This window comes from Halomonas sp. DP8Y7-1, assembly GCF_019801685.1.
In the GTDB taxonomy this organism is placed as follows: domain Bacteria; phylum Pseudomonadota; class Gammaproteobacteria; order Pseudomonadales; family Halomonadaceae; genus Halomonas; species Halomonas litopenaei_A.
In genome coordinates, this window is record NZ_JAHVIN010000014.1 from 260,404 (window position 1) to 283,520 (window position 23,117).

A 23,117-nucleotide genomic window follows, 5' to 3' on the forward strand; every position below is an offset into this window, starting at 1 on the left:
CTGGGGTCAGCTCGGAACCCCTGATAGCCCCCGTTGCCGTGGCCTGGCGCTGACTTTGCCGTAGAGAAAAGTGGCGCGCCATGTGCTGGCGAGAAAGCGGCCCAGGCCAGTATGCTGGAAGGCGCTACCTGGCCCGGGTGAATGTTGCCTGTTGCTGGTCCAACCTGCTTCCCGTGGAGTCGCCGATGCTACCGTCCTTGACCCGCTATTATCTGCTCGATGTGTTTACCGACCGGCCCTTCGCCGGAAACCCCCTGGCGGTATTTCTCGATGCCGATGGCCTTGAGGCGGAGCGCATGCAAGCGATCGCCAATGAACTCAACCTGGCCGAGACGGTGTTCGTCGGGCGGGCCCAGGCCGGCGCTCACTTTCCGCTGCGCATCTTTACCCCCGACAGGGAGCTGCCCTTTGCCGGGCATCCCTGCATTGGCACGGCGCACCTGCTGGCGGCCCAGGGACTGGTGGATAACGCCCGCAGCGAACTGGTGCTGGACCTTGCCGCAGGGCCCCTGAAGGTGACCTATGAAGGCGATCGGGCGCGCTTTCGCACTGCCCGTGCCCCGGAGGTTGGCACCAGTACCCTGGGACAAGCCAACGCGGCCGAGCTTGCCGGTCTCGCCCCGGATGACATCGCGGGTGATCCGGTCCAGGCGTCCTGTGGGCTGCCGTTCCACCTGGTTCCGTTGGCCAGTGTCGATGCCCTGTCGGGCATTCAGCTGGCCTCGAGTGTCTGGCATTCTCACGTTTCGCCCAGCGGCGTGGAGCAGGTCTATTTTTACGTAAGTGCCGACAACGCCAGACAGGCGAAGGGCGCCGGCACGCTTCACGCGCGAATGTTCTCCCGTCACGGGGGCAGCTTTGTCGAGGACCCGGCAACGGGCAGCGCTGCGGCCGCACTGGCAGGTTTTCTAGGGACAGAAATGAAGGGCAAGAGCGCCGACTGGCGAATTCATCAGGGCGATGCGATGGGGCGGTCTAGCCTTATCCATGCGCGTGCCCAGCGCGATGACAAGGGCAAGGTGAGCATCGAGATTGCCGGCCTGGCCGTGTTGATCGGCGAGGGGGGACTCTATCCTCAGTCAGGTGGCTAGGGCCCGCTGAAGACATGCACAGTGAGGCATGGGGAGCCAACCCGCCACGATGGCGGACGCGGCGCTTTTCCTGATGGCCCTTGAGCGATATAGGCCGCCGTGGGAGTCTGATGAATGCCAGCCGGACGCTGCTGGTGTCAGAGAATGATCCCTGTCCACGCTTCTCAGGAGGAGTCGCCATGTCCCGCCATCTTGCCCTTGCCTTCGCCGCCGGATTTCTTGCCGTCATCTGCTTCCACCAACCTGTGGTGGGATTGCTCAACGCCTACGGAGTGATCCCCTTTTCACCTTATTCCATGACGCCGGTCGCCCCTCTCGACGTCCCCGCCTGGTTTTCTGCAAGTTTTTGGGGCGGTGTCTGGGGCCTGGTCATGATGCTGGTGTTTGCGGCAGCACGTATTGAGCGCGGTGGCTGGTGGAAGGCGGGCCTGTTCGGCGGTATCGCGCTGACGCTGGTGGCGATGCTGGTGGTCTTCCCGCTCAAGGGGCGCGGTATCGATCTTGCCGTGTTCCCCATTGGCTTTCTGGTCAATGGCGCCTGGGGCATCGGCACCTGGACCTTCGTGCGCGCCTGGCGCCAGTAGCAGCGCCGCAATGCCAGCGGCCCCGTCGGGTCAGTTCACCTCCACGGGGCCGCTTGGCGTGAGCGCCTGCTGGTCAGTTCTCGGTGGCGGCCGTGCCTACTGGAGCCGCAGGAGGTCTGGTCACAATACAGCGGTAGCAGACCAGCGCCAGCATCCCGGAAAGCCCGATGGCGATCGCCATGCTATGGGAGGTGCCGTCGTGTAACTGGCCGACCAGCGCGCCTGCGGCGGCGGCGATACTCATCTGGATAAACCCGAACAGCGCCGAGGCCGAGCCCGCACAATGGGGGTTGGGCGCCAGGGCGCCTCCCATGGTCTGCGGCATGATGATGCCGAAGCCGACCATGTAGACCATGTTGGGGACGATGACCGCCCAGGGCGTATGCACCCCGGCCACTGACAGCAAGGCCATGGTGATACCGCCCAGGGCAGCGATCAGCGTTGCTACCGTCAGCAGCTGGTGTCGGCTACGCCGACGGCTGAGCTTGGCGCTTGCCATCGAGCCGATAAAGAAGCCCAGCACGATAGCGGCGAACAGATAGCCGTAGACATCGGGACTGACACCCATGTAGTCGATCAGCACGAAGGATGAGCCTGATAGAAAGGCGAACAGGCCGGAGAAAGCCGCGGCGTTGGCCAGGGTATAGCCGATAAAGTCTCGCTGTCCGAGCAATGAGCGGAAGGTGGTAGCCAGTGCCGAGGGCTTGATCGACTGGCGGCGATCCTTGGGCAGCGGCTCCGGCATCATCGCGATCAGCCCGAGCATGGCCAGGGCGTAGAACGCCAGTGCCAGGAAGATCGCGTCCCAGCCGAACCACACCAGCAGGCCCGCGCCCACCACCGGTGCCAGCGCCGGGGCCAGGGCCATGACGCTGGCCATGTAGGAAAGGATACGGCTGGCCTCGAAGGGGCCGTGGATGTCGCGTACTGCGGCCCGGCCCAGCACCGGTCCGGCAGAGCCGCCCAGGGCCTGGAAGAAGCGCGCCACCAGCAGTGTCTCGATGTTGGGGGCGAACGCGCAGGCCAGGCTTGCCAGCAGGAAGATACCCATGCCGGCGGCGAGAATCGGCTTGCGGCCGAAACGGTCCGACAGTGGGCCGCACAGCAGTTGCGCCATGGCAAAGCCAATCAGGTACAGCGATAGGGTCAACTGGATCTGGTCGGCGCCGGTACCGAGGGCCTCACGCATGGCGGGCATGGCGGGAAGATACATGTCGGTGGCCAGCGGCCCCAGAGCGGTCAGCGCGGCCAGCAGGCCTACCGTGGCGCGGGATGTCGGGTTCAGCACGTGCAGCTCCAGATCGGCGATGGCAAGTGTCAGGGAACGCGAAGGGAGCGCCGCGCGACGCTCCCTTCACGATGATATGGCGGGCTGCTCGGCCATACCGGCAGCGCCTGGTGGGGCCTCGGGTGGCTGACCAGGGTAGCTGGCTAAGGTAGCTGGCTAAGATAGCGGAGCAGCGTAGCCGAGTAGTGTAGCCGATCTCAGCGCGCGTCGGGCTGAACCTCGGGTGCCGCTGTAGCGAACGCTGGTAGACAGCGAGCCTGCTCGCAGATCGCTTGTATCGCGGGATAGGCGGACAGGTCACAGTCAAATCGCTCGGCATTGAACACCTGAGGCACCAGGCAGACGTCGGCCAGGGTCGGCTGATCGCCAACACAGAACCTGCCTCTATGAGGCTCAAGCATGGTCTCGACCGCTGTCAGCCCCGTGGCGACCCAGTGGCGGTACCAGGCCAGCCGGGAGTCTTGGGACAGGCCTAGCGCGCCGGTCAGATGCGTCAGCACCCGCAGGTTATTGAGCGGATGGATATCGCAGGCGATGACCTGGGCCAGGGCGCGGATGCGCGCCCGCTGTGCGGCATCGCCGGGCAGCAGCGGCGGATCGGGATAGCATTCGTCCAGATATTCGCACAGCGCCAGGGACTGGGTCAGCGGCTGCCCATCATCGGTGATCAGGGTCGGCACCAGCCCCTGGGGGTTGCGCGCCAGGCTGGCGCTGTTCCGCTGCTCGCCCTTGCTCAGGTCGACCGGATGATAGTCGAGGGAGATGCCCTTGAGGTTGGCGACGATACGCACCCGATAGGCCGCCGAAGAGCGGAAATAGCCGTAGAGCTGCATGTGGAGTATCCGCTGGTGGGATCAGGGTGTGTACTTCACCACTCGCTGGTCGATGGCACCGAAGATGCTGTGGCCGCTGTCGTCGAACATCTCGATGCGCACGCGATCGCCGAAGCGCATGAAGGGTGTCGTGCTGTCACCGTGGAGAATCTTCTCCACCATGCGTACCTCGGCCAGGCAGCTATAGCCTACGCCACCGTCGGCCACCGGCTTGCCGGGACCGCCATCCGGGTCCGGGTTGGACACGGTGCCGGAGCCGATCACCGCACCGGCACCCAGGTGGCGGGTGCGCGCGGCGTGGGCCACCAGTCGGGGGAAGCTGAAAATCATGTCGGGCCCGGCCTCGGGCGCGCCGAACATCTCGCCGTTGAGGTGAACCGTCAGCGGCAGGTGCACGCGCCCGTCGCGCCAGGCCTCGCCTAGCTCGTCCGGGGTGACGCAGACCGGCGAGAAGCTCGAGGCCGGCTTGGCCTGAAAGAAGCCGAAGCCCTTGGCCAGCTCTCCAGGAATCAAGCCACGCAGACTGACGTCGTTGACCAGCATGATCAGCTTGATATGTCCGGCCGCCTGCTCGGGGCTGGTCGCCATGGGCACGTCGTCGGTGATGACGGCAAGCTCACCCTCGAAGTCTATGCCATGGTCCTCGCTGATCGCCTCGATATCGTCAAAGGGACCGATAAAGCGGTCGCCGCCGCCCTGGTACATCAGCGGGTCGCTCCAGAAGGTCTCTGGCATCTCGGCGTTGCGCGCCTGGCGTACCAGCTGTACGTGATTGAGATAGGCCGAGCCATCGGCCCAGTGGTAGGTGCGTGGCAGCGGCGAGTGCAGTGAGTGATGGTCGAGCTCGAAGGCCTGATCCAGCTCGCCGTCATTGAGCCGCCGGTAGATGTCCTCGAGCTGGGGCGCGTTGGTGTCCCAATCTTCCATCAACTGTTGCAGGGTGGTGGCGATCTGGGGAACGCGCACGGCGCGAGTCAGGTCACGGGAGACGACCACCAGTTCGCCGTCGCGCCCGCTCTTGAGGCTAGCCAGTTTCATCGCAGTATTCCTTGTTGTCGCGTGGCTCAGGGCCGGTTCGGGTCGAAGTGGGAGCGCAGTCCCTGCCATACGCTCACGTAGTCGCGTTGGCGGAAGTCGGCAGCCAGAGCCTTTTCAGTGGGCTGGAACACGTAGCGACTCTCGAACATGAAGGCCAGAGTCGCGCCCAGGTAGTGGGGTTCCAGGCATGCGTTCGAGGCCTTCTCGAAGCTCTCGGCGTCGGGGCCATGGGGCGACATGCAGTTATGCAGGCTGGCGCCGCCGGGCAGGAAGCCCCCAGCCTTGGCGTCGTACTCGCCATGGATCAAGCCCATGAATTCGCTCATCAGGTTGCGATGGAAGTAGGGCGGGCGGAAGGTGTTTTCGGCCACCATCCAGCGTGGCGGAAAGATCACGAAATCGATATTGGCCATGCCCGGGGTATCCGACGGAGAAGTCAGCACGGTGAAGATCGATGGGTCCGGGTGGTCAAAGCTCACCGTGTTGATGGTGTTGAAGTTGGCCAGGTCGTACTTGCAGGGCGCCAGGTTGCCGTGCCAGGCCACCACGTTCAGTGGCGAGTGGTCGAGCCGTGCCGCCCATAACCTGCCTGAAAACTTGGCCACCAGCTCGATGTCTCCGCTGACCTCCTCATAGGCGGCGACGGGGGACAGGAAATCGCGCGGATTGGCCAGGCCGTTGGCCCCGATAGGGCCAAGCCCCGGCAGCTCCAGCGGACTGCCGTAGTTTTCGCAGACATAGCCTCGGGCCTGGTCGCCCTCAACAATGCGTACCTGGAACTTGACCCCGCGGGGGATCAGCGCGATCTCGCCATTCCCTACGTCCAGGGTGCCGAACTCGGTGCGCAGGCGCAGGGTGCCGAGCTGGGGCACGATCAGCAGCTCACCGTCGGCGCTGTAGAAGAAGCGCTCGGTCATGTCGCTGTTGCAGGCATAGAGGTGGACGCCGCAGCCGGTCTGGGTGCCGGCGTCGCCATTGACCGCGATGGTGGTCAGGCCGTCGATGAAGTCGGTGACCGCCTCGGGCATAGGGGCTGGGTCCCAGCGCATCTGGTTGGGGTCTGCGGCGGGCCGTGATAGCGGCGCGGTGGCAAGATCACCGCTATCCAATGGATGGTAGGCGCTTTGGGCCACCGACGGGCGGATGCGGTAGAGCCAACTTCTCAGGTTGTGGCTACGTGGCGCGGTAAAGGCCGAGCCGGTGAGCTGCTCGGCGTACAACCCGTAAGGGCATCGCTGGGGCGAATTCTGCCCTTGGGGCAGGGCGCCAGGCAGTGCCTCGCTGGTGAAGTGGTTACGAAAGCCACTCTGGTAGGTCAGAGAGCTTCGTCCAGGGCGGGGAGACATGAAAGACACCTCCATCGAAGAGACGACTGCTGATGTCCTTTCAATATAGTTTCAAAAGAAACTAATTGGCACGTGACTTTAGTGGAATACGCCCAAAGAGTGTTCTCCGACACGGCTCGCACAAGCTGAGCGTGAAGTTTATGCGCTTCCACTTTCCGGCAGAACGTCTTGCTAGCGGGACTTTTTCATGCTGAACAAGCACATTTTTGTCGGTGGTGAAGACGTGATAACACGGCGGCTAAAGTGCACTTCGGTCTCGTTCAACCATCGCTGTACGGATACGATTAACGGCCTAAAATCGATGTTGGTTTTCACTGCAGGTGATCTTTACTTGTGTAATTTCAATGGTTTGTATTTTAATATAAGCGTTTGTTTAATTTAATAAAATAATGATTTAGGGGTTCTGCTGGGGACAGCAGCCGCTCAGGCTGTTGCACGAGCTGCAGGCTCGCGTTCTGCCGACCGGCAAGGCGACGCCGGCAACACCTGCCAGGTATAGGCGGGGAGGCAGACAGGGAGATGAGATGTCATTGATGGCACCTGAGTTCAGAGAGAGAACCGATCACCAGGTGTACTGGATGACCGGGCAGTTTCGCGAGCGTGACCGTGAAGATGTATATCGCCGCACCATAAAACCAAGGGTTCGCTTTGAGTCGCGCCTGGCGATTGTCGTGGCGGCGATGATCTTTGGTATGTTCACCATTTCCGATTATTTTTATGTCGGTCAAAGCGTTGCCTTTTATGCGCTGGTCATCATGCGGGCCATTGTCGTCGGCTGTTGTCTGGCACTGGCCATGGCCATAGGGCGTTGGGGCAACTACAGCCAGCGCCTGTGGTTGCACGCCCTGCCGCTCTGGATATTGGCGACCGGCATTATCCTTATCGTTCCGCTGCGCCCTGATACGCTGTCGACGCAGATGCTGGCGGTCATCGTGGCGATCATGGCGTTCTATCTGCTGATTCCTAACCTGTTGACGGTGGTGACCGGCGCCAGCCTGTACCTCAGCGTGGGCTTTCTGGTGGCTGTGGTGCTGGCGACGGATGTCTCTGCGGTGGTCATCTTGCGCATCACGCTGCTGCTGATCATGGCCAATGTAGTGGGATTCTTTGCGCTGCTTCGGGTGGAATACCTGCAGCGCAAGCAGTTTGCGTTGTTGCATGAGGAGCGCGGCCACAATCGGCAGCTGCTCAGGGAAATGGCCCATCGGCGTTCTCTGGAGTCACAGCTGAGGCGGCTGGCCGAGCAGGACGCATTGACCGGCCTGGCTAACCGAGGCCACTTCATGAAGCGTGCCCAGACCCTATTTCAGCGCTCCCGCGTGGAAGGCATTCCGCTTAGCCTGTTCATGCTGGATGTCGATCACTTCAAGGTCATCAACGACACCTGGGGCCACAGCCAGGGGGATCAGGTCCTCATCGAAATTGCCGAGGCCTGTCAGCAGTCGCTGCGCCCACAGGACATTATCGGGCGTTTCGGCGGCGAAGAGTTTGTGGTGGCGCTGCCGGACACTCGCCTTGACGATGCGAAACAGGTGGCTGCCCGCCTGCAGCAGGCTATCGCCGGGCTCGCCTCGCGTTCCGACATGAGCATGCTGGCCTTGAGCGTGACGATCGGCATTGCCGAAATGCGACCAGGGGATACGGACCTGGATGCGCTCTTGAAGCGGGCTGACAAGGCGCTGTATGTCGGTAAACGGGAAGGCCGGGATCGCGTCGTGGTGAGCTGAGACATGTTCCGGGCTAGGTGAGCTTCGTACTTGCAGTGTAAAGATGTCATGGTACTGTTAACTGTTGACAGTAAATCCCGTGACGGAGGCGAGATGGACTCGACCAAGGACCGGATCGGCCAGCGGCGTTCCAGCACGCTGACGTCCATTGCTCGAGATGCGATCGAGCAGTTGATCATTTCCGGTGAATTATCCGCTGGAGACCGTATCAATGAGAGTGCACTGGCTGCTAGGTTCGATATCAGTCGGGGGCCCATCCGCGAGGCTTGCCGGAGTCTTGAATACGCCGGGCTGATTCGTAACGTGGCAAATCATGGTGCCTACGTTCGCGAAATGAGTTTAGAAGAGGCCCGTGAGCTATATGAAGTGCGTCGCGCCCTGACTGCTTTAGTGGGTGAACTGCTGGTAGAGCGTGCCACTGATGCGCTGATTGTTGAGCTTGAGTCCTTGGTAGAGAGCATGGATCAGGCAGCCAAGCGCGAAGATCTCGATGACTACTATCAGCTCAACCTGCAATTTCACGACACCATGATGGCCCATACCGGTAACAGCACTCTGGCGCGCTACTATGATGACACCATCAAGCAGCTGCACTTGTTTCGACGTCGTGGGCTGGTACAGCGGGGTAACCTGAAGGCTTCAAACGCTGAGCACGTGGCTATCGTCCGCGCGATAGCCGAACGCGATGCTGAGCGCGCGTCCCGAGCGCTACGTGATCACGTCATGTCCGGGTGGAGACGAATGGAGCAGGCGCTGGCAGGCACTAGCCACTTGTCTTAAGGCGTGGCCCATACTCCTCTGCTTGATCGATTTTTGGCTAAGCCAACAGAACAGGTAGACCAACGTCTACTTATTGGCAATGCATCCCTCTGCTAGGTTTTGTCTTGTAAACTGTTAACAGTTTACAGTTTGTGCCAAGCGCTATCTATCATGACGTGACTTCTCAACAACGACTCCAAAGGAGAACCACCATGCGCCATTGGTTTATATCCAGCATGCTGGCGATGGGCGTCGCAGTTAGTCCCCTTTCCGCCGCTTTGGCTGCGGATGACTTCCCCATCAATCCGATCGAAATCGCTGTACACACCTCTCCAGGTGGAGGTACTGACACGACTGCCAGGATGGTAGCCCTGTCGACTCAGGAGCAGTTCGACAGCAATGTCTTTGTCCAGAATAAGAAAGGCGGTGGTGGGTCGGTGGCGATGAGCTATGTCAGCGGTAGGCCGGCGGATGGCTATACCCTGATGGCCATCACCCCAACTCACCTGTTCACCATGCTGCGCGGTAATGCGCCGGTAGATATCGATGATATTCGTGGCGTGGTGCGGGCCACCGACGATCCAATCATCATCATGGTCCGCGGGGATAGTGACTTCGCCACCCTTGAGGATCTGATTGAGGCCGGTCGCTCTGGAACCATCAAGTGGGGCGGCACCCAGATCGGTGGCGTTGACCATATTGCTGCGATGAGCTTTGCCAACGAGGCGGGCCTCAAGGTCTCTTATGTGCCGTTTGATAGTGGCGCAGAGTTTGCTGCTGCCCTGTCTCGCGGCGACATCGATGCAGCTGGTCTCAACATATCAGAAACCCAGGACCAGATCGCCGCCGGAGAGTTTCGTCCCTTGGCTGTGATGGCTGATGAACGAATGGGCGCCCTGCCTGAGGTGCCAACTCTGGCTGAGGACGACATGGACGTGGCTTTTTCCACTGTACGTGGCTACGTGGTGCTTAAGGATACTCCTCAGGAGCGGGTTGATGCCCTGGAGCAGGCCATGCTCGACGGTATGCACAGCCAGCGTTATCAGGAGTACCTCGAGGGTATAGGTCTTGATAGCACCAGTATTGCCGGGGGTGAGGCCTGGGATGCGCAGATCCGCAGGATGTATGAAGCGGGCAAGGACACCATGACTGAACTGGGCTTGCTCCAATGACGTTGCAAGTTGTCAACGAGATTTGGCCCAAGAGAGAGCGTGCAGCGGGGGCTGGGACAGGGAGGGTCCCGCTGGTGGCTACCAGGAGGATGGAGCCCGGCTCGCACTCGATCTCGACGACTGGCTCTCTTAGATGGAGGGGATGTTCATGATGCGTCTACGGCGAGACCTGCTTCCCGGCTGCGCTTTGCTGACGCTGGCCGGAGGCCTGTACGTCATCACCACCAATTTTGGCACTGTGCCTGCGTCCTTTGCTCAGGGCATGCAGGCCGCGGATATGCCGCGCCTCATTATTGGTGTCATCGTTGTGCTGGTGCTGGTCATGATGGCTCAGGGGCGCGGGCATGAGGAGGAAGCCAAGCCGGCGATCTCCTGGCGCATGTGGGCCACCTCGTTTGTGCTGTTGATATCGGTGTTTTTGTTCGACGTGCTCGGCCTGACTCTGACCACCGTACTAACTTGCCTGATTATTCCGCTGCTGTGGGGTGAGCGTCGCCGTGGTGCCGTGGTGCTCTATGCCATCGCCGTGCCTGCCTGCATCTATCTGCTGTTCACTCACGCCTTGTTGCTCAGGTTGCCCCAGGGCGTGCTGAGCCCCTGGCTGTCCTGATAGGGAGACAACCATGGATCCGATTCTCATGGGGCTTAGTATCCTCGCCGATCCGGTCTCGCTCGGCGTCATCCTGCTCGGCACCATCATCGGCGTGCTGGTAGGAGCCTTGCCGGGGTTGAGCTCGTCAATGGCGGTTGCCCTGCTGTTACCCTTTACCATCTATCTGGAGCCGATACCGGCAATTTCGATGCTGGCGGCGCTTTACTGTGCCGGCACCTTTGGCGGCTCCATTACCGCTATCTTGATTAATGCTCCCGGGGCGCCGCCCGCAGCTGCCACCGCTTTTGATGGCTTTCCTCTGGCTCAGCGCGGCGAGGCGGGGCGTGCCCTTGGCATGGCAGCGGTCTCCAGCGTCATTGGTGGCATCATTTCTCTTGTTGTCATGGTATTGGCGGCTCCCGCTCTGGCTCGCATAGCTCACTCATTTGGCCCACCTGAGTACTTTGCACTGGCAATTTTTGGGCTGTCGATGCTGGCATCGATCAGCGGGAAATCACCAGTCAAAAACTTGATTGGTGGGGCGCTGGGGTTGCTGATTGCCACAGTCGGAGTCGACCTGACCACCGGCGTGGAGCGTTTCACCTTCGGTGTACCTGAACTCTATGAAGGCATCAGCTTTATTCCCATTTTGATCGGTTTATTCGCCGTATCGGAGCTCTTGTCCCAGTCCGATGTCATCGACCGGGCGAAGGAGCGTATTTCGCTTACCGCTATCAAGCTGCCGACTCGCGATGACTTCAAGCGAGTGTGGAAGACCATATTGCGCTCCTCTGGTATCGGTACCTTCATCGGTATTCTGCCGGCGGAGGGCAGCACCATGGCGGCGATGATCGGCTACAACGAGTCACGACGCTGGTCGAAGAACGGTGACAAGTTCGGAACGGGTGAGATCGAAGGCATTGCAGGTCCAGAAGCGGCCAACAATGCGGCGACTGGTGGTTCCATGGTGCCCACTCTAGCCCTCGGTATTCCTGGCTCGGCCACCGCCGCGGTCATCCTCGGCGGCCTTCAGATCCATGGCATCCGCCCGGGCAGCTACCTGTTCGAAAACCAGCCACATCTACTGTATTCCATCTTTGCTGCCATGCTGGTGGCCAACCTGGTTTTTCTAGTGTTCGGGCTGGCTGGGGCCAAGCTGTTCTCACGTATCTCACTGATCCCTCGTACCTTCTTGTGGCCTGCTGTGTTCGCCCTCTGTGTGGTAGGTGCCTACGGCGTCAATCAGAGTTTGGTCGACGTCACCATCATGTTGATTGCTGGCTTCATCGGCTTTTGGCTTAAGCGCTACGGTTTCGGTGCGGCGCCGATCATCATGGGCGTGGTGTTGGGCTCGCTGGTGGAGAATTCATTGGCTCAGTCGTTGATCATCTTCGACCAGGACGCCAGTCGCTTCCTCGAACGTCCAGTCGCTCTGCTGTTCTTCGTGCTGGCCGCCCTGAGCATCTTCTACAAGCCGCTGTCCAGCGCTGTACGTCGCATGCGTGGCGGAGCCAGTGCCACTTCAGGAGGCGAGTGATATGAACGCATTGTCAAGCCAACCGTTGACGGGGCGAGTGGCGCTGGTCACCGGCGGCAGCCGCAATATCGGTCGTGCGGTATCTCGGGGTCTTGCCGAACAGGGAGCTGATGTAGTGATCATTGCTCGCCATCATGGGCAGGCGATGGACGATACTCTGGCCGAGGTCGAGGCGTTGGGGCGCCGAGGATTGGGTCTAGCGGCTGATGTGGCCGATCCAGAATCCATAGATGTCGCAGTGGCAGTGGCCGCCAGGGATTTCGGGCGCCTCGATGCACTGGTGTGCTGTGCGGCGGTGCGTCCGCACAAACCGTTCGCAGAGCTGACACTCGAGGACTGGCGGCAGGTCATGGCAATCAATCTGGATGGCCCCTTTGTGGCGGCCAGGGCCTGCCTGCCGCTGTTGCTGGAATCCGATCAGGCTTCCATTGTCACCTTCGGTGGAGTCAGTGCACATCTGGGGGCTGCCGAGAGAGCCAACGTGATCGCCTCGAAGTTGGGGGTGATTGGGCTTACCAGGGCGCTGGCGGTGGAGTATGCAGAGCGTGGCATTACCGCTAATTGCATTGTGCCGGGCCAGATTGATACCGAGCGGGCGAAAGGCTCACCCCCGCCTTCACTAAAAGGTGGCAAAGGACCTTTGGTTGGACGACTCGGCAGTCCTGAAGAAGTCGCGGCACTGGTGTGTCATCTAGTGGGTCCGATGGCCCGCTACAGTACCGGCCAGACGCTCCATCTCAATGGCGGCAGCTACCTCGGTTAAGTCATGACCATTTTCCTGAGACCTGGTCCAGCCCCTGCTCGAATGCGTTATTGGTGGCGCAGGTGTCTGTTACCCGGATTGGTCGCCGTTGTCGGTGGCAGTGTGTGGAACACGCTGGGACTGCCTTTGGGCTGGTTGCTGGGTGCGGCCATTGCCACTGGGGGCTGGGCAGCGGCCGGCCTGCCTGCCCAGGCGCCAAAACCAATTCAGCGCACCGGATTGATGGTAGTGGGGGCTAGCGTTGGACTTTGGATCACCCCCGAGGTAGCTCGCCAGTTACTCGGGTGGTTGCCAGTGATGCTGGCTTCAGCAGCGTTGGGGGTCGTGCTGGCGGTGATAGCCACTCCCTTGTTCGCTCGTCTGGCCAGGCTCGATAGGGCTACGGCCTACTTCTGCCTGTTGCCTGGTGGTGTGATTGAAATGGCCGAGATCGGCGAGGGTTACCACGCCAATCGGGCGGCCATTGCTGCACTGCATGCCATCCGTGTCGGGCTAATCGTCACCTTGCTGCCATCTCTGCTGCTGTGGACAGGGCCTGCTGAGCTACCGATAGCGGGTGCGTCAACGACGGGTGGCGATTTGGACATCTGGTGGGTAATCGCTTTGTTGATGGTGTGCGCCGTGGCGAGCCGTGGCACCGCATGGCTCGGCATGCCTTCGGCCTGGTTTCTGACACCGCTGGTGGTGGCAGGAGGATTATCTGGCGCAGAAATGCTCCCGGCGTCGCCGCAACAGGTTCTGCATCTGCCAGAAGGTTTGCTGATCTGTGCCCAGGTGGTAGTGGGGTTTGGCCTGGGCGCCAAGTTTCAGCGTGCCACTTTGCTGTCTCTGCCCAGGGCCATCACCTTCGGCATCCCTGTTCTAGTGATGATCGGAGTGCTGGCGGCGCTGGCGGCGGTGGTGATTGCCGCAATGTCGAGCTCAAGGGAAAGCGTGCAGACCCTGATCCTCGGGTTTTCTGTGGGGGGAATGGCTGAGATGACCCTGACTGCCCAGTCCTTGGGACATAACGCTGCCTTGGTGGCTGGGTTCCACGCGATTCGTGCGCTGTCGGTCAACTTGTTTGCGGGGCCGCTTTGGGCACGCCTGTCTCGCTTGCGGTTTTTTGCGTAGTACCTGCCCAGTTTTCAATGTGTTCGACCACAGGGTCGACCCCACCCAAATGTCATTGCGATTCAAGGAGAAATACGATGTCTGTTGCCACGAACGTCTTTGCCAAGATGCCCTCGAATACTCGAATCACCGCTGAAGCTGCAGAGTTTATAGAGTCGGTGTGTTTTAAGAACATTCCCGAAGAAGCCCTGCGTATCGGCAAGCGCTGCGTGTTGGATGGGGTTGGCCTGTTTGTTGCGGGTTCTGAGGAGCATTCAGTCAAGATCCTGGCTGAGGAGGCGGTTGAGTCTGGAGGGCGAGCCGATGCCTTGGTGCTGGGCCAGGGCTCTGCCAAGGCACCAGTAGCTCAGGCTGCCCGCGTCCTGGGTACGGCCGGCCATGCCCACGACTGGGATGACAGCCAAGTCAGCAAGGATCCCGCCCATATCTATGGTTTGTTGACCCATCCCACCATCCCGCCGCTCAGCGCGAGTCTTGTGGTCAGTCAGCGACTTGGCGGCGTCGATGGCCAGCGTTTCATGGAAGCGTTTCTCACCGGTTTCGAGGTCGAAAGCAAGATCTCCGAGTGGATGCTGCCTCAGCACTACATGCAGGGCATGCATTCCAGCGGCACCGTAGGCACATTCGGTGCTTTTGCCAGCGCGGCTAAGCTGATGGGGCTGAAGGGTGAGGCGTTACGCCATGGTCTCGGCATTGCCGCCAGTCTTGCGGCGGGCATTCGATGCAACTTCGGTACTATGACCAAGCCTCTCCATGTTGGTCGCGCCGCGGAAAATGGCGTTACCGCGGCGCTACTGGCCAGCCGCGGCTTCACAGCTGACCCCGAGGCACTGGATGGCCCCTGGGGCTTCATGGCGGTGCAAGGTGGTGGTGCCAGCGAAGAAAAGCTTTCCCAGGGCTTCGGTCGGACCTGGTCGATTGTCGAGCCGGGGGTGTCGATCAAGCCGTATCCCTGTGGAGTGCTGACCCACCCTACCATCGATCTGATGCTACGCCTGGTGCTTGAGTCAGATGCGAAGCCTGAAGACATTGAAGAGGTTGTCGTCTTCGCTGGCTCAAACATTCTCAATCCGATTCGCTACCCCATTGCTGCCAACCATCTGCAGGCCAAGTTCTCGTTGCCTGCGGCCTTGGCGATGATCGCTCTTAACCGTCAGGCTGGCAAAGTCGAGTTTTCCGACGAATTTGTCGCATCTGAGGCTATGCAGGACATGCAAAAGCGCATCCGTACCGAGTTCGATGCGGAGATCGAGGCCCAGGGCTTCGACAAAATGCGCTCGCGCATCACACTGCGCCTCAAGGGACGTGAGGACGTCAGCGGTTGGGCTGATGAGCGCTATCGTGGTGGTCCGGAAAATCCCCTTAGCGATGATGAGCTCGAGCAGAAAGTCCGTTCCTGCTGCGATGGGGTTCTTGATGAAGACGCTCAGAATGACCTGATTGCTAGCGTGTGGGGGGTCCTGACCCTTGAAGATGTCTCCGACTTAGCACAAAAACTAAACAATGAATGATCGGTTACTGCTGATCCAATAGCCTTGCATTGATGAGGTACAAGAAGGCAGCCGCGTTTGCCAGTTGAGGCTGACAACGCTGCCTCAGTGTTCCTCAGCGCATTGCTGCCCCTGCCTATCCCGGCTATCGTTCGGTATTCATCCATAAGCTGGCGTTCACGTCGGCGGCCGAACGTATCCTCCGGGGAAGACGCCATGGGCTCGCGTGAGCGCGATACCGCTACCAATACCGATATTGCTAGGCTGGATCTGCAGCAGTTTCTTCCCTATCGGCTGAATCGCCTGGCGGACAGGCTCAGCCAGGCGCTGGCGCAGATGTACGCAGAGCGCTACCAGCTGACCATTGCCCAGTGGAGGGTGCTGGCGTGGCTGTCCCATCTGGATGAACTGTCGGCCAAGCAGATCGCCCAGGCCACGGGCATGGACAAGGTGCGTATCTCTCGCGCGGTGCAGGCGCTGGAGGAGCGAGGGTTCATCCTGCGCCAACCTGCGGATCATGACCAGCGGGTGCAGCACCTACGCCTGACGGCGGCTGGAAGGGCGCTGTTGTCCACGCTGATTCCCGAGGCAAGACAGTGGGAAGCCGATGTCGTGGCCACGCTCAGCGCTGAGGAATATCGCGACCTGATGGGTCTGGTCGGGCGGCTTGAAGACCGGCTCGATCAGCTGGAGCAGGGGTGTGATTCCTCTCTTGGGGAATGATCTTTGCCTGATCTGTGGCTGATCTGTGGCTGATCTGTGGCTTATCTATGGCTGACCTGTGCTTGAGGGGGGAGACCTACGACGGCGCTCCCTAGCCGTGATGATCAGCCTCACTTGGTGAGAGGTCGGGCAGACGATGTAGCGTCATGGGTGCTGCTGGACCTTCAGCTTCGGCCAATGAGCAAGCCAGGCCTTTTCCTCGATTCGCTGGCGAAAAGCGTCGGCCTTGCCGCTTTTCGGGTTGAGTGTAATGGTGCCGGCGAAAAGTGGCGCCAGTCCGAAGGGGGCAATCAGCTCGATCTCTTGATCGCGTGAGAGCCTGACGCCAACCGCTGTTTCTAGCTCGACCCAATAGCTCATGGCATCCGCGGTCGACGTATAGGGGGCGTCATGATTGCGAATGTGCATTCTTGCCTGGTTTTTGACCGACCAAGGCAAGGGGGATTGCTGTTCAAGGAAGTGCTGGATGGCCGCGTCGCTCTTCTGACACGTCCTGGTGGGCGCGTAGTGGATGAGGTCAAGGTCGTTGAGAGGGGAGGGCGTCAGCTTGTCATGAAGCTTATCCCAGACCAGATTTCGCACAAAGCCTGCGGCTAGGCACCAATCTTCCAGGTCCAGCTCCGCCGCCAGACGGAGGGCTCGCATTCTTGATGCGTCACTGCGAAGCCACGTCCTAAGGGTGGCGTCATGATCAATGTGGCGGGTCGCTCTTCGGTGTGAAAGCGCGGATAGCGTTTTCATTCACCTATCACCCACCAGCCATCTTTCTCAACCACGGGTACCGGGTCCAGCGCTTCGCCCTGGGCGGGGCCGGAGATGCCTTCACCGCTGTCGAGGCGAAAGCAGGCCTGGTGATGGGTGCAGATCAGCAGTTCGCCGTCCCGACTCATTATCGTGTCGCTGCGCCCGTTCAGGGGCAGGTACTGGTGGGGGCAGGCGTTGACGTAGGCGCGCACCTCTCCGCCGGCATCACGGGCGATGATCAGAGGAAACCGACCGTTATCGCTTTCCAGGGACAGGCACTGACTGTCACCAGGGGGCAGGCGGGAGCATTCCAGCAGCACGGTACCGGCGGGTGGAGCGCTCTTGTACTGACGCCAGGCGTCGCTCATGACAGGTCCTGTGGAGGATGACGGAATGATGCCGGTAGAGATATCAGGGCTTGAACTCGTCGGCCTCGGGAACGCGCCCGCCCAGTTGAGCGGTGATCTCGGCAGCGGTATCGCGCACTCTTTCGCCCAGCGCGTCCAGTCGTTCATCGGGGATGCGTGCTACCGGACCCGACACCGAAATGGCGGCCAGAGGCGTGCCGAGTTCGTCATGAATGCAGGCCGCCACACAGTGCAGGCCGATGGCATGTTCCTCGCGGTCGCAGGCGTATCCACGCTGACGAATCTCGGCCATGGCGCGGCGCAGCTCCGAAGGGCTCGACAGAGTATTGACGGTAACGCGGTCCAGTCCACGTTCTGCCAGGACCCGCTCTAGATCATCATCGGGCAGCCAGGCCATCAGTGCCTTGCCCACGCCTGAGGCATGCAGCGGTGCACGAGAGCCCAGGCGGGTGATCATGCGCATCATCTGGGGGGATTCGCTCTGGGCCAGAAATACCGCGGTTGTTCCATCGCGTACGCCCAGGTTGGCCGTTTCGCCGGTGTCTCTGGTTAGCCTGCGCAGGTAAGGGCGGCTGGTGGCAACAAAGTCGCGAGCCTCGAGAAAGCTGTTGCCGATGCGGAAGGTCTTGACGTCGATGCGCCACACGCCAAGGGTTTCGTCCTGTGTCACGAAGCCCTGGCTCAGCAGTGCCTGCAGTAACCTGTGCGTCGTAGAGGGGGCCAGGTCGGCCTGCTCGGCAATATCGGACAGGGCCAGCCCGCCGGGGCGCATGGCCAGCAGCTCCAGCAGATTGAGTCCCCGCACCAGCGACTGGCTATGGCCTCCGCTGGTCTTGCCGGTGGCCGGTCGCCCGGCTGCTCTGCGCTTGTTCTCCGTCACCTGTCTTCTCCTGGGGCTAGCCATGAACCTGTTGCTGAAGGGCTAGCATACCTGCAGGTGCAGCGTCTTGTCGCGTTTACGGAAAACGCTTCCATAACCAGTCCTTGGGTGAAAAGTGAAGGATGAAAGGAGAACGTCGTGAGTCGAGCGCCCTTTATCGATGTGTCCACCGTGGGCGGCGCTTGGCGACAAAAGCGTCGATGCCCTCTGCCACATCCTCGGCCATCATGTTGGCCGCCATGACCTCCCCCGCATAGGCGTAGGCCTGGCCCAAGGGGAGTGCCCGTTGGCGGGCCAGCATCGACTTGCCGGTAAACAGCGCCACCTGGCTCTTGGCGCGCAGGTTATCCAGCAGTGCCTCAAGGCAGTCATCGAGCGCGTCGGGCTCGGCGACACGGTTGATCAATCCCCACGCCAACGCCTGCTCGGCATCAATGAAGTCACCGGTAAACAGCATTTCAGCCGCCTGCTTGGGGCCGATGTTGCGGGTCAGGGCAACGGCGGGTGTCGAGCAGAACAGACCCACGTTGATGCCAGATACGGCGAAGCGCGCGCTGCTGGAGGCGACCGCCATGTCGCAACTCGCGACCAGCTGGCAACCCGCGGCAGTGGCCAGGCCTTGAACCCGGGCGATGACGGGGACCGGGCAGTCCTGCAGGCGCTGCATCACCCGCGAGCATTGGGCGAACAGCTGGCGGTAGGCGTCTTCATCTTCCAGGGCGCGCATCTCCTTCAGGTCGTGGCCGGCGCAGAACGCCCGGCCCTCTGCGGCGATCACCACGGCACGCAGGTCAGGGCTGGGGGAGATGGTCGTAAAGGCATCATCCAGCGCTGTCAGCATGTCCTGGGACAGTGCATTGAAGCTGGCGGGACGATTGAGGGTCAGGTGCACGATCCCGCGGTCGTCGTGGCGGACGACGGCAGCGTCGTCGTTGGCAGGTAGCGCAGAGGGTGAGGCGGACATCGTGGTGGCTCCAACGAGGGCGAACCTGGCAAGACTAGCGCGGGAGCACCGGTTGTCGGGGCGTGCTTCGACCAAAGGGCTAGACCAAGGAACGCGATCATCGGGCGAGTGATCGAGCCCGGTGGTGATAGATCGTGAGGGAGGCCAGACCCAGAGGCTCGTGCTAGACCATGGTCAGGCGCTGCCAGGATGACGTAGATTCGTTGGCATGCCTGACGATACGGAGCCCGCATGCACAATGACGAGCAACCGCCGATACCGATGAGCGGCGACGTGCTGGCCACGCCGCGCAGCCGCCTGCGCCCCTTCGAAGCGTACGACCTGCCCGCCTTGAGCCGGCTGTTGGCCGATCCCAGGGTCATGCGTTATTCCCTCGGTGGGGTCTGCGACGTTGCGCGTAGTCAGGCATTTATCGAGGCGTGTCGTCAGACGTACAGGCAGAAGGGGTTTGGCTATTGGGCCGTGGTGCATCCGGTCTCCCGTGCCCTGATGGGGTTTTGCGGTTTCGATCACGAGACCCTGGATGGCGAGCAGGAACTGGCGATTGGCTATCGCTATGCGGTGCGTCATTGGGGTAGGGGCCTGGCTACTGAAGTGGCGCGTGCTGTCGTCACCCATGCCTTTACGGTCACCGACAGCGAGTCATTGGTGGCGGTCATTGATCCTGCCAATGTGCCATCGACGCGAGTGGCTCAGCATGCAGGTTTCCAATGGGAAGGGATGACGACGCTGCAGGGCCAGCGCGTCAAGGTCTACCGGCGGCATCGCTACCGTGACGTCAGAAGCTGCTGAGTCTGGACACGTGGCTGCACCCACGGGCCCTGGTTGGGGCTCGTGGGTGCTGTTTCTGCGCGGGAGAAGGATGTCGTGAGCAGGGCCGGTTCAGTTCGGTCGCTGCCGGTGATGGCGCTGAGGCTTAGACGTCGTCACGGAACACTCGGTCGCTTTTCGGTAGAACCAGGTTGAGGATGATGGCGAATAGCGCACCAGGAATCAGCCCCGACTCAATGATGGCTTGAAGGTTCTCGTTCAGGTTGGCGTAAAGCCCCTCCTGGGCGGGTAGACCCACCGCGGCGGAAAGCGATACGCCGATGATCACCATGTTGCGTTTGTTGAAGTCGATGTGAGACAGCATCTTGATGCCGGCGCTGGCAATCATGCCGAACATGATCAACACGGCCCCACCCAGCACGGAGTTGGGAATGCTGGAGACAATCGCGCCCAGCTTGGGGATGAGCCCGGCCAGCAGCAGGAAGGCACCGCCAATGGCGACCACGTAGCGACTGACGACGCCGGTGAGGGCGACCATGCCCACATTCTGGCTGAAGCTGATCTGCGGAAAGGCGTTGAAGATGGCGGCGAACACGCTGGAGATGCCGTCCGCCATGACACCACCGGACAGTTCCTTGGGCGTCGGCTCCCGGTCCAGGCCTCCGGCAGTGGTGCCGACAATATCACCGATGGATTCGGCGCAGGTGACGATGGCCAGCAGCACCACGGGAAGAACGGCAGCCAGATGAAACTCGATGCCGATGGCCAGGGGCACAGGAAGGGACAGCCAGTCAGCTGTGCCGATGCCTGAAAAATCAATCAAGCCAAAGCTGGTGGCCGCCACGTAACCGACGACCAGGCCGATCAACGGTGCCGTTTCGGACCAGATGCCGCGTCCATACTGGTGCAGGCCCAAGGTGACGATCAGTACCAGGGCGCCCAGCAGCAGGTGATGGGTGGCGCCAAAGTCCGCCGCGCCGAAGCCGCCACCCCAGTAGGCAAAGCCCACCGGCATCAGCAGTGTACCCAGCATGACCACAAAGGTGCCGGTGACCACTGGCGGGAACAGAAAGCGAAAGACCGGGAGAAACAGGCCTACCAGGGCCATGGCGATACCGCCGCAGAGTGCAGCTCCGAGCGCTGCTGGCAGGCCCATGCCTACGGCGATGGGAATCAGAACCGGCACGAAGCCGAAGCTGGTGCCCATCACGATAGGCAGTCGAGCACCAATGGGGCCGATACCGAGTGACTGCACCAAGGTGGCGACACCGGCGACAAACATCGCCGCCTGGATCATGAAGGTGGTTTGATCCGCCGGCAGATCCGCAGCACCGGCAATCAGGATGGGAACGGTCACGTTGCCGACGAACATCGCCAGCACATGCTGCAAGCCAAGCGGTATCGCCCTTCCCAGTGGCGGCATGGCATTGACGTCGTGGGTGGAGCGAACCGTGGGCCGGTCGCGGTTATCGCCAGTGGATTCTTGCGTATGCATGGCGGGATCCTCTCCTGTTGTCGTTGTAGTGCCAGGCCGTCCCCTGGCCTGGGCGATGAGTCCGGTCCACCGCATCAGGTGTCAGTCCTTGTGGCTGACTGCCGTGATGCAGCGGTGATGAACAATGGCGTTGCAAGAACGATGCCACGCAGCAGGGTTCCGTGGTGTCGGTATCGATCTTGCCGTGTTGCCCTGCTGGCTAGACCGCTTGGCGAAGCCGCGCCGCCGCCTCGCCATGACGGGCCAGCAGTGCGCCCAGGTCGACGTCGACGGGCAGCCCGTCGACGACTCGCCAGCGGCCGGCCACCATTACGCGATCGGCCCGATGTGCGCCGCACAGCAGTAGCGCCGCAAGCGGGTTTTCTGCGCCGGAGAAACGAGGCTCGTCCAGGCGAAACAGCGCCAGGTCCGCCTGTTGTCCAGCGTCAAGTCCGCCGATGTCGGTTCGGCCCAGGCAGCGGGCTGAGCCTTCTGTGGCCCAGCGAATCACGTCCTGATGACGCACCTGGCTGGGGGAATAACGTAGCCTGCCGATCAGCATGGCCTGGCGCATCTCTTCGGCCAGATTGGAATGGTCCGCCGAGGCCGAGCCATCCACGGCAAGCCCTACCGGGCTTCCGGCGGCCTCCAGCTCCAGCGTTCGGCACATGCCGGAGCCCAGGACCATGTTGGAAGAGGGGCAGTGAGCGATACCGGTACCCGCCTTGCCGAGTCGGCTGACCTCGTCGTCGTTGAAGTGAATGCCATGGGCCAGCCAGGTGCGATCGCTGAGCCAGCCGGTATCTTCCAGATAATCCAGCGGACGCATGCCGAACAGTTTCTGGCAGTAGTGGGTCTCATCTTCGGTTTCGGCCAGGTGGGTATGCAGACGAACGTCCTTGGCCTCGGCCAGGCGGGCGCTGTCGATCATCAGTTCGCGGCTGACCGAAAACGGGGAACAAGGTGCCAATGCCACGGTAATCATGGCGCCATCGCCGCGCTGGTGATAGGCGTCGATCAGGCGGGTGCTCTCATCGAGAATGGTGGCTTCGTCCTGGACGACGGATTGAGGTGGCAGGCCGCCCTGATCGCGACCCACACTCATGGAACCTCGCGTCAGCGCTGCCCGTACCCCCAGCCGATTAGCTGTCTCGACCTGTACGTCGATGGCATGTTCCAGGGCCCCGGAAAACACATAGTGATGATCTGCCACGGTGGTGCAACCGCTCATCAACAGTTCCACCATGGCGAGTTCGCTGGCCAGCGCCAGTTGAGCCTCATCCAGATGGGCCCAGACGTCGTACAGGGTAGTGAGCCAGGGAAACAGTTCCTTGTTGAGCGCAGGCGAGTAGGCCCGTGTCAGCGTCTGGTAGAAGTGGTGATGGGTATTGACCAGTCCGGGCAGCAGCACGTGCCGGGAGGCATCGAACACCTCGTCGACGGCTACGCTGGGCACCTGGCCCGCGCCGAGCTTCTCGACAATACGTGAGCCCTGCACCACGACGCCTGCTGTAGCGGCGGGGTCGCTGGTGGCCAGCGGTTGCCGGATCCATGTCGTGGGTGTGTGTGAATGCATGCATTCCTCCTTCGCGAAGCGAAGGGTTACCCAGGCAGGGTGAGGCGCTTTCGGCACGCGGTAGTGCACATGACACGAACCGCTGCCAGGAGCCGTCACCGCATGGCGTCTGGCCGAATACCTGGTTCAGGTGCCTTCAAGGATGGCTACCGATGGAGGTGTGCGCGGTCTGTGTCCGACTGCACCTCCATGGAACCGACGGTGGCCGTGTATGACAGCAGATGTGCGATATGAGTGCACAGTCCTGGTACGCAATCGCTGTCATTTATTGTGTACAAAATGGC

At 61.3% G+C, this 23,117-nt stretch carries 22 protein-coding genes; 12 read left to right on the plus strand and 10 right to left on the minus strand.

Annotation, left to right across the window (positions count from 1 at the left end; genetic code table 11):
* Positions 1 to 185 precede the first annotated feature (185 nt).
* Both KUV41_RS18050 and KUV41_RS18055 read left to right on the plus strand, forming a co-directional pair.
* Entirely contained in the window at positions 186 to 1,091 is a 906-nt protein-coding gene (locus KUV41_RS18050; protein WP_222486935.1) for a PhzF family phenazine biosynthesis protein, read from the plus strand.
* Positions 1,092 to 1,270: 179 nt separating this feature from the next.
* Positions 1,271 to 1,675 carry a hypothetical protein gene (locus KUV41_RS18055; RefSeq protein WP_206942163.1) on the plus strand — a complete coding sequence of 135 codons (405 nt, stop codon included), beginning with the start codon at positions 1,271 to 1,273 and terminating at the stop codon, positions 1,673 to 1,675.
* 73 nt (positions 1,676 to 1,748) lie between these two features.
* Here the strand turns inward: KUV41_RS18055 and KUV41_RS18060 are convergent, their stop codons facing one another.
* The 4 genes from KUV41_RS18060 to hmgA all read right to left on the minus strand — a co-directional run bounded on the left by KUV41_RS18060 (position 1,749) and on the right by hmgA (position 6,180).
* Entirely contained in the window at positions 1,749 to 2,963 is a 1,215-nt protein-coding gene (locus KUV41_RS18060) for a multidrug effflux MFS transporter (RefSeq protein ID WP_206942165.1), read from the minus strand.
* A 197-nt stretch (positions 2,964 to 3,160) separates the two neighbouring features.
* Complete coding sequence (maiA, locus tag KUV41_RS18065) at positions 3,161 to 3,796, minus strand: maleylacetoacetate isomerase (RefSeq protein WP_222486936.1); 636 nt, start codon at positions 3,794 to 3,796, stop codon at positions 3,161 to 3,163.
* A gap of 21 nt (positions 3,797 to 3,817) precedes the next feature.
* Positions 3,818 to 4,834 (minus strand): fumarylacetoacetate hydrolase family protein, encoded by a 1,017-nt coding sequence (locus KUV41_RS18070; protein WP_222484310.1) that lies wholly within the window; start codon positions 4,832 to 4,834, stop codon positions 3,818 to 3,820.
* A gap of 26 nt (positions 4,835 to 4,860) precedes the next feature.
* Positions 4,861 to 6,180 (minus strand): homogentisate 1,2-dioxygenase, encoded by a 1,320-nt coding sequence (hmgA, locus tag KUV41_RS18075; RefSeq protein WP_222486937.1) that lies wholly within the window; start codon positions 6,178 to 6,180, stop codon positions 4,861 to 4,863.
* 524 nt (positions 6,181 to 6,704) lie between these two features.
* On the opposite strand from hmgA, the gene KUV41_RS18080 reads away from it, so the two are divergent.
* From KUV41_RS18080 to KUV41_RS18120, 9 genes are all read left to right on the plus strand, one after another.
* Positions 6,705 to 7,907: a GGDEF domain-containing protein gene (locus tag KUV41_RS18080; RefSeq protein WP_261396101.1), complete on the plus strand. Its 1,203-nt coding sequence runs from the start codon at positions 6,705 to 6,707 to the stop codon at positions 7,905 to 7,907.
* A 93-nt stretch (positions 7,908 to 8,000) separates the two neighbouring features.
* Positions 8,001 to 8,687 carry a GntR family transcriptional regulator gene (locus KUV41_RS18085; RefSeq protein WP_222486938.1) on the plus strand — a complete coding sequence of 229 codons (687 nt, stop codon included), beginning with the start codon at positions 8,001 to 8,003 and terminating at the stop codon, positions 8,685 to 8,687.
* A 215-nt stretch (positions 8,688 to 8,902) separates the two neighbouring features.
* Positions 8,903 to 9,838, plus strand: a complete 936-nt coding sequence (locus tag KUV41_RS18090; RefSeq protein ID WP_222486939.1) for a Bug family tripartite tricarboxylate transporter substrate binding protein — start codon at positions 8,903 to 8,905, stop codon at positions 9,836 to 9,838.
* A 148-nt stretch (positions 9,839 to 9,986) separates the two neighbouring features.
* Complete coding sequence (locus KUV41_RS18095; protein WP_222486940.1) at positions 9,987 to 10,448, plus strand: tripartite tricarboxylate transporter TctB family protein; 462 nt, start codon at positions 9,987 to 9,989, stop codon at positions 10,446 to 10,448.
* Positions 10,449 to 10,461: 13 nt separating this feature from the next.
* Entirely contained in the window at positions 10,462 to 11,967 is a 1,506-nt protein-coding gene (locus KUV41_RS18100; protein WP_222486941.1) for a tripartite tricarboxylate transporter permease, read from the plus strand.
* A 1-nt stretch (position 11,968) separates the two neighbouring features.
* Complete coding sequence (locus tag KUV41_RS18105; RefSeq protein WP_222486942.1) at positions 11,969 to 12,730, plus strand: SDR family NAD(P)-dependent oxidoreductase; 762 nt, start codon at positions 11,969 to 11,971, stop codon at positions 12,728 to 12,730.
* 78 nt (positions 12,731 to 12,808) lie between these two features.
* The gene (locus KUV41_RS18110; protein WP_222486943.1) at positions 12,809 to 13,843 is read left to right on the plus strand and encodes an AbrB family transcriptional regulator; all 1,035 of its coding nucleotides are present in this window, start codon (positions 12,809 to 12,811) and stop codon (positions 13,841 to 13,843) included.
* The gene (locus tag KUV41_RS18115; protein ID WP_261396102.1) at positions 13,807 to 15,354 is read left to right on the plus strand and encodes an MmgE/PrpD family protein; all 1,548 of its coding nucleotides are present in this window, start codon (positions 13,807 to 13,809) and stop codon (positions 15,352 to 15,354) included. Before KUV41_RS18110 ends, KUV41_RS18115 begins: the two co-directional genes overlap by 37 nt.
* Positions 15,355 to 15,549: 195 nt before the next feature.
* On the plus strand, positions 15,550 to 16,056 hold the full coding sequence (locus tag KUV41_RS18120; RefSeq protein ID WP_222162217.1) for a MarR family winged helix-turn-helix transcriptional regulator: 507 nt from the start codon (positions 15,550 to 15,552) through the stop codon (positions 16,054 to 16,056).
* A 144-nt stretch (positions 16,057 to 16,200) separates the two neighbouring features.
* On the opposite strand, the gene KUV41_RS18125 is transcribed toward KUV41_RS18120, so the two are convergent.
* The 4 genes from KUV41_RS18125 to KUV41_RS18140 all read right to left on the minus strand — a co-directional run bounded on the left by KUV41_RS18125 (position 16,201) and on the right by KUV41_RS18140 (position 19,012).
* Entirely contained in the window at positions 16,201 to 16,701 is a 501-nt protein-coding gene (locus KUV41_RS18125; protein ID WP_222486944.1) for a nucleotidyltransferase family protein, read from the minus strand.
* A 92-nt stretch (positions 16,702 to 16,793) separates the two neighbouring features.
* Entirely contained in the window at positions 16,794 to 17,168 is a 375-nt protein-coding gene (locus KUV41_RS18130; protein WP_222237949.1) for a Rieske (2Fe-2S) protein, read from the minus strand.
* A gap of 43 nt (positions 17,169 to 17,211) precedes the next feature.
* Positions 17,212 to 18,048: an IclR family transcriptional regulator gene (locus tag KUV41_RS18135; RefSeq protein ID WP_222162214.1), complete on the minus strand. Its 837-nt coding sequence runs from the start codon at positions 18,046 to 18,048 to the stop codon at positions 17,212 to 17,214.
* Between the two features lie 154 nt (positions 18,049 to 18,202).
* Positions 18,203 to 19,012, minus strand: a complete 810-nt coding sequence (locus KUV41_RS18140; protein WP_222162213.1) for an enoyl-CoA hydratase — start codon at positions 19,010 to 19,012, stop codon at positions 18,203 to 18,205.
* A 231-nt stretch (positions 19,013 to 19,243) separates the two neighbouring features.
* On the opposite strand from KUV41_RS18140, the gene KUV41_RS18145 reads away from it, so the two are divergent.
* Positions 19,244 to 19,804: a GNAT family N-acetyltransferase gene (locus KUV41_RS18145; RefSeq protein WP_222484318.1), complete on the plus strand. Its 561-nt coding sequence runs from the start codon at positions 19,244 to 19,246 to the stop codon at positions 19,802 to 19,804.
* Positions 19,805 to 19,928: 124 nt separating this feature from the next.
* Here KUV41_RS18145 and KUV41_RS18150 read toward each other — a convergent pair whose 3' ends face one another.
* Both KUV41_RS18150 and KUV41_RS18155 read right to left on the minus strand, forming a co-directional pair.
* Positions 19,929 to 21,278: a uracil-xanthine permease family protein gene (locus KUV41_RS18150; RefSeq protein WP_222162211.1), complete on the minus strand. Its 1,350-nt coding sequence runs from the start codon at positions 21,276 to 21,278 to the stop codon at positions 19,929 to 19,931.
* A 199-nt stretch (positions 21,279 to 21,477) separates the two neighbouring features.
* Positions 21,478 to 22,833 (minus strand): 8-oxoguanine deaminase, encoded by a 1,356-nt coding sequence (locus KUV41_RS18155; RefSeq protein WP_222237952.1) that lies wholly within the window; start codon positions 22,831 to 22,833, stop codon positions 21,478 to 21,480.
* Positions 22,834 to 23,117: the final 284 nt, after the last annotated feature.

Coding starts and splice junctions, on each gene's coding strand:
- KUV41_RS18070 (WP_222484310.1), bottom strand. CDS start 4,834: ATGAAACTGGCTAGCCTCAAGAGCGGGCGCGACGGCGAACTGGTGGTC.
- KUV41_RS18080 (WP_261396101.1), top strand. CDS start 6,705: ATGTCATTGATGGCACCTGAGTTCAGAGAGAGAACCGATCACCAGGTG.
- KUV41_RS18155 (WP_222237952.1), bottom strand. CDS start 22,833: ATGCATTCACACACACCCACGACATGGATCCGGCAACCGCTGGCCACC.
- KUV41_RS18120 (WP_222162217.1), top strand. CDS start 15,550: ATGGGCTCGCGTGAGCGCGATACCGCTACCAATACCGATATTGCTAGG.
- KUV41_RS18105 (WP_222486942.1), top strand. CDS start 11,969: ATGAACGCATTGTCAAGCCAACCGTTGACGGGGCGAGTGGCGCTGGTC.
- KUV41_RS18100 (WP_222486941.1), top strand. CDS start 10,462: ATGGATCCGATTCTCATGGGGCTTAGTATCCTCGCCGATCCGGTCTCG.
- KUV41_RS18095 (WP_222486940.1), top strand. CDS start 9,987: ATGATGCGTCTACGGCGAGACCTGCTTCCCGGCTGCGCTTTGCTGACG.
- KUV41_RS18125 (WP_222486944.1), bottom strand. CDS start 16,701: ATGCGAGCCCTCCGTCTGGCGGCGGAGCTGGACCTGGAAGATTGGTGC.
- KUV41_RS18130 (WP_222237949.1), bottom strand. CDS start 17,168: ATGAGCGACGCCTGGCGTCAGTACAAGAGCGCTCCACCCGCCGGTACC.
- hmgA (WP_222486937.1), bottom strand. CDS start 6,180: ATGTCTCCCCGCCCTGGACGAAGCTCTCTGACCTACCAGAGTGGCTTT.
- KUV41_RS18055 (WP_206942163.1), top strand. CDS start 1,271: ATGTCCCGCCATCTTGCCCTTGCCTTCGCCGCCGGATTTCTTGCCGTC.
- KUV41_RS18085 (WP_222486938.1), top strand. CDS start 8,001: ATGGACTCGACCAAGGACCGGATCGGCCAGCGGCGTTCCAGCACGCTG.
- KUV41_RS18050 (WP_222486935.1), top strand. CDS start 186: ATGCTACCGTCCTTGACCCGCTATTATCTGCTCGATGTGTTTACCGAC.
- KUV41_RS18140 (WP_222162213.1), bottom strand. CDS start 19,012: ATGTCCGCCTCACCCTCTGCGCTACCTGCCAACGACGACGCTGCCGTC.
- KUV41_RS18145 (WP_222484318.1), top strand. CDS start 19,244: ATGCACAATGACGAGCAACCGCCGATACCGATGAGCGGCGACGTGCTG.
- maiA (WP_222486936.1), bottom strand. CDS start 3,796: ATGCAGCTCTACGGCTATTTCCGCTCTTCGGCGGCCTATCGGGTGCGT.
- KUV41_RS18150 (WP_222162211.1), bottom strand. CDS start 21,278: ATGCATACGCAAGAATCCACTGGCGATAACCGCGACCGGCCCACGGTT.
- KUV41_RS18090 (WP_222486939.1), top strand. CDS start 8,903: ATGCTGGCGATGGGCGTCGCAGTTAGTCCCCTTTCCGCCGCTTTGGCT.